An 8,240-nucleotide genomic window follows, 5' to 3' on the forward strand; every position below is an offset into this window, starting at 1 on the left:
TCCAAAGAGGTATTTTTACAAAATATTTAGTAATTAAATTATTAATTTTAGATTTTTAACAAAAATCATTTTTCGTGGTGCTGAAATAACTACATAATTTAAAAAAATTATTTTTTTTTGAAAAAATAGTCGCAATTTTTAATAAAAATATATTATTAACTTAATAAGGGCGAATTGTCCTATTTGCATTTTTACTTTACATAAAAAAAATTATATTTATACTTGCTTTTAATTTAAAAATTAGTTATTATTTTATAGTATGTAGATATAAAGGAGTGAAATTATGGCAAGAAAATGTGAAATTACTGGTAAAAGCACTTTATCAGGAAACAAACGTTCACACGCGTTAAATGCAACTCGTCGTAAATGAAATGTTAATTTACAAAAAGTAAGCATTGTTGTTGATGGTGAAGTTAAAACATTACGTGTTGCAACAAGAACTTTAAAAACATTAAAGCGTAAAGGTCAAATTGCGCAATAAATAAAGTTCAAGGACACAGTCACAAAATAATAGAAAAAGGTACAAATGCCCATGTGGCGGAATTGGCAGACGCAGTAGACTCAAAATCTACCGAAGAAATTCGTATCGGTTCGAGCCCGATCATGGGTACCAAATTTTAAAGCAAAAAATAATCGGTTTTTAAAACCGATTTTTATTTACTATAATTTATTTACTATAAATTGCAACAACTTGTCCTGTTAAAACATCAATATTCCCGACTGACGTAAGAAATTCATTACTAACTGCATTAGGCGATAATTCTGACAATTTTAATTGGTTAGCATTATATTTTAAATTACTAATTGTCACAGTTGCTGCTTGCAAACTAAATAATGAAAAATAACGATAATCTGCCTTTTGATAAACTTCATTTATTCCTGGTTTTAATAAATAAGCATAAGTATTATCATTCATAAAAATAATATTATAGCGATAAATAAAGTTAAAACAACTCAACTCCATATCAAAGCGATTACCTTGTGCAATAAAAATAATTTCTTGTGGTTTTAATTTTAACGCTTCTTGTAAGGCTAATTCACCATCAATATAATCTTTAATTTGGGAAACTATTAATAACTCTTTTGCTTTACTAGTAATTAGTTTTGCTTCTGTTGTTGTTAAACTATCCTGGTCACAACAAAAAAGATCAAAAGTATCAAAAGTTTTAATTAAATCTAAGGCACCTCGTTCCACACCAATTTTATAATAATTTTGATACTGCTGTAAATCTAAATTTGTTTCTGAACAAACAATTAAAACTTTATTTGCTTTCATCTGCTAATAATCCTTTCAACCTTGCTGCTAAATCAAAATGGCCAAATAAATAACTACCCGCTACTAACACATCAACCCCATATTGTTTACAAAGGGTTGCAGTTTCAGCATTAATTCCCCCATCAACTTCAATTAGTGTTTTGCCATTATTTTGTTCAAGATAATGTCGTAAAATTTTAATCTTTGCTGCTGCTGCTGGAATAAAATCTTGACCACCAAAACCAGGTTCTACTGTCATTACTAAGACTAAATCAAGACGATTTAAATACGGGTAAATAATTTCAACTGGAGTTCATGGTTTAATTGCTAACCCAATTTTTATGTTTAATTTTGTTCGTAAACTTAAAAATTCAGTTAATTGTGGTTCAGTTAATGCTTCATAATGCAAAGTAATTCCTGATGCACCTGCTTTAATAAAGGGCCGCAAGTAATTTTCAACACTACTATTTTTAATTTTAACCATTAAGTGACAATCAAGATATAAATCGCTATAACTAGTAATATCAGCTAAAATCTTTGAACCAAAAGTTAAATTTGGTACAAAATCACCATCCATTACATCAAAATGAATTCATTGAGCACCTGCTTTCTTAATTGCTGCTAACTCTTCTTGTAGGATTAAATAATTTGCACTTAAAACACTTGGTGCAACAAAATATTTTTTCATCATTACCTCTTTCTATTGTTCTTGCATAATGCGAACATAATCATTATAAAAAAAATGTGGAATAACATCTGCTTGAACTAATGCTTTTATTTTGCAATGTGGCTCATGTAAATGCAAGCAAGTTCGAAACTTACATTCATTAGCATATTGATTAAATAAATGATAAGAGCGGGCTAATCCTCCTTTTTCATAATCTCTTAAATCAAATGTTGAAAAACCTGGTGTATCAGCAATCATTCCATCTAATAACTCATATAATGCACTAGCTGTCGTTGTATGTTTTCCGCGGCCTAATGCTTTAGAAATTTCTTGCGTTTTAATTATCTCTGCTTGTAATAGCGTATTTAGAGTTGATGATTTCCCACTACCAGTTTGCCCAGTTAACACTGTGATTTTATTCTGAAAAAGTTGTTCAAATTGTTGTCATACTTTTTTATCATCTTTTTTATTACTAATAAAATAAACTTCATAACCTAACTTTGGATATCAGTTAAAATATTTTTGATAAAGTTCATCTGTTTTCACTAAATCTTTTTTAGTAAAAACAATAACTGGTTTTAAACTTTTGTATTCAATAAATGCTAAATATTTATTTAATAAATATGAATTAAAAGCCGGTTCTGCCATTGCTGTAATAATAATAACTTGATCAACATTAGCAATTCGTGGCCGGTATAATTCATTTTTACGCGGTTCAATTTGATAAATAATTCCTTGCTTGTCATTTTGAATTTCAAATTGAACATAATCACCAACAACTGGTTTAATTTCTTGATGACGAAATAATCCTTTTGCTTTGCAAGCATAAATTTGATGGTCAATATCATTTTTAACATAACAAAACTCGCTAACAATGCGAATAATCATTCCTGTTTGATGCATATTATTCTACCCTGATAAAAACAAGCAAAGACAAACTAAGGCAATAATAAAACAAACTAGTAAGAAACTAAATCATCAAGCAACCTTAATTCTTAAAAATCATGGATAAGAATAATACCGATCATAAAGCTTACACTGCTTACCTTTTACTTCAAACATATTTGATAACTTTAAAGGTTTTTCCGAGCGATGTTCTGATGTTTCAATTGCTTGTAAACTAGTATTAAAATCTACTACTGTCTGAAACCGCTCACTAGGATCTTTCGCAATTGCTTTTAAAATAACATTTTCTAAACTTTGTGGGATTAAGGGCTTTACTAACCGTGGTCGTAGTGGCAATTCTTTAACATGTTTAACTGCAACAAAAGTTGGATTTTTTCCAACAAAAGGAGCCATCCCAACCGCTAACTCATATAACATAATGCCTAAAGCATAAATATCACTGCGTTTTGTTGCTGGTTTTGATTGAACAATTTCTGGTGCCATATATTTTGATGTTCCAATGATTTTGCCACATTCTAAATCTTCACTATTTTCTAAAATTGCAACCCCAAAATCAGCAACCTTGATTTTACCATCATATGAAATCAAAATATTTTCTGGTTTAATATCACGATGAATAATATCATTATGATGAGCTTCCGTAATAGCTAAATTAATTTCATCAAAAAAATATAATAATTCTTTAACAGTACAAGGACCTAATGTTAGTAAACGATCTTTCAAAGTATAACCTTTAACTAATTCCAAAACTAAACAATGACGATCATACGCCTGAAATGAACCATAAACTTTAACCACATTATTATGGGAAAACTGCGCAATTGAATTATATTCTTTATTAAAACGTTCTACTGCTTCTTTATTTTTTGATAATGTTAATGTCATAATTTTAATTGCAACATGCCGCTTTAATAACATATCATATCCTTCAAAAACTTCAGCCATACCACCATCTGCAATTTTAGCTAAAACCTGATAACGATTGTGTAACACTGTTCCAATTGTGATTTGTTCCATTTTCTGCACCCTTTTACCTTATTATTTTAACTTGTAAACATCATAACACAAAAAACTAAGAAGAAAAAAACAACAAATAAAAATAACAGTGCTTTAATCTGTTATTTCAAAAACAATTCCGGTTAAATTATCAGTTGATAGATTTTCTAATGCCCGATCAATTAAAATTTTAACCTTATCGTTTAATTTATTTGCTGATTTTAATGTTTCAATTAAATCAATTTCATCAACATAATCATGAATTCCATCGGTGGTTAATAAATACTGTCCTTTAATATCTTCAATAACATAAGTATCAATTTTTAAATTCTTTGTTGGACCTAAAGCACTTGTTAATACTTTTCAAAAAGTATGCATATTATATTGTTTTTTATATTGACCTTGAAATTCTAATTCTTGTTTTTCTCGATATTCTGTTGAATTTTCCATATTTTGGTCAGTAGTAATTTGATAAATTTTATCATGATGTAATTTATATAACCGTGAATCACCAATATTAATAACATATATTTTTCCATTAGCAATTAAGGCAGCAACAACTGTTGTTCCCATATCACTTGTATCAGGATAAATTTGAGCATAAGTAACCATTTCCTGTTGAATTGCTAAAATTGTTTGACGAAATCATTTATTAATTTCTTCATCGGACAAATGATTAAAATTTGTCCGTTTAAAATGTTCCACCAAACTATCAACAGCCATTTTACTGGCAACTTCGCCATGTTGATGACCACCCATCCCATCACAAACAATGGCAATATAATTGTTAAAACTATTATTGGCAAAATCAAAGTAATCTTGATTACTACTACGATAAGCACCAATATCAGTTTTGTATCCAAACCGTATTTGCATAATTATTTTCTAATAATCCCTTCATTTTTAGCTCGTAATTGACCACAAGCAGCATCAATATCGTGCCCAAATTCACGACGAACAATACAATTAATTTTTTGCTGTTGTAAAGTTTCAAAAAATTGATTAATTTTTGTACTGCGTTGATACCCATTTTCTGCAACTGTATTATAAGGAATTAAATTAACATAAGCATTTAATCCTCGAATTAACTTTGCTAATTCTAATGCTGTTTCACGACTATCATTAACATTCTCAATTAAAATATACTCAAAAGTAACACGCCGATTAGTTAACTCAATATAATAACGAACTGCATCCATTAATTTTTCTACTGGATAAGCTTTATTAATTGGCATTAATTGATTACGAATCGTATTATTTGGAGCATGTAATGAAATTGCTAAATTAACTTGGGTCTTTAATTCTGCAAATTGTTTAATTTTTGGAACTAACCCACAAGTAGAAATTGTAATATGGCGCGCACCAATTTGATAACCTTTTGAGTCATTAATAATGTTGACAAACTTAAGCGTATTATCAAAATTATCAAATGGTTCGCCAATTCCCATTACAACAGCATGGCTTACACGTTCATTTGTTATTGCTAAATAACGATTAACCATCATAACTTGTTGAACAATTTCGGCAGTTGATAAATTCCGGGTTTTTTTTAATAGTCCTGAGGCACAAAAAGTGCACGCCATATTACAACCAACTTGTGTTGTAACACAAACAGAATTACCATAACTTTGAGGCATTAAAACTGTTTCAATTTTATAACCATCTGCTAACTGAAACAAAAACTTTACTGTTCCATCTTTTGACTGTTGTTGAACAACAATTTTTAATGGCTCAATCGTATAGTATTCTTGTAATTTATTACGATCAGTTTTAGAAATATTTGTCATTTCATCAAAAGAATATATGTTTTTGACATATATTCAATCAAAGATTTGTTCTGCTAAATACTTCTTAAAACCATGCGCAACTAAATCTAATTGTAATTTCTCTTTTGTATATCCAAAAATTGATGTCATTATTTTCTACTCCATTTTTATACATTATAATTTTATCACAAAATAGCATTTGTTAAAATAGACAAAAAAACATTAATTAAAAAATTAATGTTTTTTTTGATATCTATTTAATTTTAACCCTGTTTTAAATTTAAATTCGCTGTCTCTTTATTATTACGCATTTCAGCTAATAATTCACGCATATACGGTTTAATTACTTCTTGTTCTCCACCATAAATAATTTGAACCGATTGACCACGAATAAGCATTCCGGTGCTGCCACCTAATCCTTTAATTCCATCTTGATTGACAAGTTTACTATCAACAACTGTAATTCGTAAACGTGATGCACATGAATCAACTGCCGTAATATTATCAGCACCACCTAAAAATTCAATAATTTTACGTGCCTTTTCTCTTTTTGCCGCATCACCCTTTGCTGGTGCTGATGAAGTTGTTTCATTAGTACCTTTTTTGCTTTAAAATCAGCTTTAGTATATAGTTTTGTGATACCATCACGACCAGGAATTTGAACTTTCCCATATTTAATTGCGAAGTAGAAAGCTGCAAAATAAATTCCAATATATGGAATTCCAACCGCAAGAATTCAATAGAAGTTTGTTCCTTTTCCACCAACAAATGGAATAATACCAAAGACAATAAAGTCAATAAATCCACCTGAAACAGTCATTGATGTATGCACATGTAATAATCCCATTAACATAAATGAAATTGCACATAATGGCATATGAACACCATAAAATAACCCTGGTGCTACAAATAAAAAAGTAAATTCAATTGGTTCTGTAATTCCTGTTAAGAAGCAAGTAAAGGCTGCTGAAAAGTAAATTCCCATTACTTGTTTTCGATTTTCTTTTGGAACACTAAAGTACATTCCTGCTGCTGCTGGTAATCCAAACATCATAAATGGGAACTTCCCAGTTTGGAATCGCCCTAAATTTAACCCCATATGTTGAACCATTGTAAAGGTAATTTTTGGATCAGCAATAACTTTATACATAATTGTTTGATCACCAACTGCTGCTATTGTTGAAGCATTTAGTTCTGATACTCAACTAGTAATTGCTGCTTGTGCTGCTCCAACTGTAATTGTACTTAAATCAATATTAGCATCAATATAACCAGCTCCTTGTAAATCTTTAAGAAAAGCCATATAACTTAAAGGGTCTTTTGAAACATTAGCGATTAAATCTGCCATACTTACCCCGGCTTGTGTTCATCATAATGGTGAATAAAACACATGATGTAACCCAAATGGCACTAATGATCGCTCAAAAATCTCAAAGATTAAAGAATCTAACCCTACTGGTAATTTTCCTGAGTTATTTCCAAATCATGCTAGCCCAGTTCCAATTAATGGTCAAATAATCATAAAAATAAAAGCTAATGGAATTACTGCCATAAACATAATAATTGGAACTAATTTTGTCCCACTAAAAAAACTTAACGCTGAAGGTAATTGTGTTTTATGAAAACGATTATAAGCGAAAGCCGCAATCGCTCCAACAAAAATCTCTCCAAAAACACCAGTATTTAATGAATTAATTCCTAAATTAGAAGTTAATAATTTATTTTGAACTGCTCATGTTTGACCAGTGTAAAATAACAAGTTAAATTGATCAGTTACTCGTGCTGAACTAACAATTGTGACAGTAACATTCCCTTTCACTAATTCTTTATAAATATCACTGGTTCTCATTCATTCCAATAATTGTTCACCCGTTAGTAAAGTTGGACTGGCTGATGTTACACCATCAACAGTTAATCCCATAATTGGTGAAGTACCACCCTCAATATTAACAACATATTGAATATGAGCATATGCCTCATTTAATAATGACAACTGAATTGCATTAAAAACTAAAAACCCGACCACTGAAGTCAATGCTGCTACTCCAGCATCCTCCGTATAGGCCATTGCAACAGAAATACAAAATAATACTGGCAAATTACCAAAGGCAATATCTCCCATTTTATTTAAAAAATTTCCAAAGTATCAAGCTGCTGAAACAGGATCAACTTTTGATGAAATAGTCGCATCAACTCCTAAGAAGATTCCAGCAATTGGTAAAAACGCAATTGGTAACAGAAATGCTTTACTTAATTTACTTAAAGTCCCCATTGTCCTTTGATTTGATTGTTTTCATTAAGCCTTTGACATAAAAGGTTTAAGCTTGGCTTTCTCACTCATTTTTGATTTCTCCTTTTAAAATAATAAATTAATATTTCCTAAATAATTATAGAATTTAACTAACTTAAAGTTAGGTTAATTACTACAAAGTAAAGTTCTTTTATTTTTTTTAAAATAATGATAATTTTATAAAACCAATAAAAAAAGAGCGGAAATACTAATAACATAACAAAAAAAAGCACTATATAACGCAATATTACGTTTAATAGACTTCTTGCATAACCTAGTTATTTTAAAATTCCTATAAAATATATTTAAAATAGAAATTATAGGAATCTAAAATTATGAAATTTGATAAATTTGATTTTA

Annotated in this window: 9 protein-coding genes, 1 tRNA gene and 1 pseudogene; 2 read left to right on the plus strand and 9 right to left on the minus strand. The window is 29.5% G+C overall.

Annotated features, from left to right (window positions below):
* Window positions 1-283: 283 nt before the first annotated feature.
* Window positions 284-481, plus strand: a complete 198-nt coding sequence (rpmB, locus tag EHV01_RS01790; protein WP_400248827.1) for a 50S ribosomal protein L28 — start codon at window positions 284-286, stop codon at window positions 479-481.
* A 47-nt stretch (window positions 482-528) separates the two neighbouring features.
* A tRNA-Leu gene (locus tag EHV01_RS01795) sits at window positions 529-613 on the plus strand.
* 54 nt (window positions 614-667) lie between these two features.
* Here EHV01_RS01795 and EHV01_RS01800 read toward each other — a convergent pair.
* From EHV01_RS01800 to EHV01_RS01840, 9 genes and pseudogenes are all read right to left on the minus strand, one after another.
* Window positions 668-1,276, minus strand: coding sequence for a thiamine diphosphokinase (locus EHV01_RS01800; protein ID WP_422065944.1), 609 nt, complete (start codon window positions 1,274-1,276; stop codon window positions 668-670).
* A complete protein-coding gene (gene rpe / locus EHV01_RS01805; protein WP_422065945.1) occupies window positions 1,263-1,943 on the minus strand; it encodes a ribulose-phosphate 3-epimerase in 681 nt (226 codons plus the stop codon). Before rpe ends, EHV01_RS01800 begins: the two co-directional genes overlap by 14 nt.
* A gap of 12 nt (window positions 1,944-1,955) precedes the next feature.
* Window positions 1,956-2,825, minus strand: a complete 870-nt coding sequence (gene rsgA, locus EHV01_RS01810) for a ribosome small subunit-dependent GTPase A (RefSeq protein WP_422065946.1) — start codon at window positions 2,823-2,825, stop codon at window positions 1,956-1,958.
* Between the two features lie 6 nt (window positions 2,826-2,831).
* The gene (locus EHV01_RS01815; RefSeq protein ID WP_422065947.1) at window positions 2,832-3,845 is read right to left on the minus strand and encodes a protein kinase domain-containing protein; all 1,014 of its coding nucleotides are present in this window, start codon (window positions 3,843-3,845) and stop codon (window positions 2,832-2,834) included.
* 93 nt (window positions 3,846-3,938) lie between these two features.
* Window positions 3,939-4,700 (minus strand): PP2C family protein-serine/threonine phosphatase, encoded by a 762-nt coding sequence (locus EHV01_RS01820; RefSeq protein WP_422065948.1) that lies wholly within the window; start codon window positions 4,698-4,700, stop codon window positions 3,939-3,941.
* 2 nt (window positions 4,701-4,702) lie between these two features.
* Window positions 4,703-5,740 carry a 23S rRNA (adenine(2503)-C(2))-methyltransferase RlmN gene (gene rlmN, locus EHV01_RS01825; RefSeq protein ID WP_422065949.1) on the minus strand — a complete coding sequence of 346 codons (1,038 nt, stop codon included), beginning with the start codon at window positions 5,738-5,740 and terminating at the stop codon, window positions 4,703-4,705.
* A 113-nt stretch (window positions 5,741-5,853) separates the two neighbouring features.
* A complete protein-coding gene (locus EHV01_RS01830) occupies window positions 5,854-5,988 on the minus strand; it encodes a hypothetical protein (RefSeq protein WP_422065950.1) in 135 nt (44 codons plus the stop codon).
* 21 nt (window positions 5,989-6,009) lie between these two features.
* A pseudogene (locus tag EHV01_RS01835) lies at window positions 6,010-6,120 on the minus strand (PTS transporter subunit EIIB); the annotation flags it as partial.
* Entirely contained in the window at window positions 6,105-7,862 is a 1,758-nt protein-coding gene (locus tag EHV01_RS01840; RefSeq protein WP_422065951.1) for a PTS transporter subunit EIIC, read from the minus strand. The gene EHV01_RS01840 and the pseudogene EHV01_RS01835, both read right to left, overlap by 16 nt.
* Window positions 7,863-8,240 lie beyond the last annotated feature (378 nt).

Origin of the sequence: Spiroplasma sp. hy2 (genome assembly GCF_044714365.1) — a bacterium.
Classification (GTDB): Bacteria; Bacillota_I; Bacilli_A; order Mycoplasmatales; family Mycoplasmataceae; genus Spiroplasma; species Spiroplasma phoeniceum.